This window comes from Streptomyces sp. SID5910 (assembly GCF_009862125.1).
Lineage (GTDB): Bacteria > Actinomycetota > Actinomycetes > Streptomycetales > Streptomycetaceae > Streptomyces.
This window is the reverse complement of record NZ_WWHX01000276.1, coordinates 1-260: the sequence shown is the minus strand read 5'-3', so window position 1 is coordinate 260 and position 260 is coordinate 1. Positions and strand designations below refer to the sequence as shown.

At 66.5% G+C, this 260-nt stretch carries 1 protein-coding gene; it reads right to left on the bottom strand.

What is annotated here, in order from left to right; all coding sequences use genetic code 11:
- Positions 1–260: alpha-amylase family glycosyl hydrolase (locus tag GTW67_RS09415; RefSeq protein ID WP_237518753.1), on the bottom strand; the 260-nt coding region annotated here is incomplete at both ends.

The following is a 260-nucleotide window of genomic DNA, read 5'->3' as shown; positions in this document are numbered from 1 at the left end:
ACCGGGAAGTGGAAGGCCATGTGGCACTCGTCGCCGCCGGAGGCGTAGTCGCCGAAGTAGTCGACCACGTCCTCCGGCCACTGGTTGGCCTCGGCCAGCAGCACCGTGTCCGGGTACTGCGCGTCGATCTCGCGGCGGACGCGCTTGAGGAACTCGTGACTGGCGGGCAGGTTCTCGCAGTTGGTGCCCTCTTCGGCGTAGAGATAGGGCACGGCGTCGAGCCGGAATCCGTCGATGCCGAGGTCCAGCCAGAACTTCAG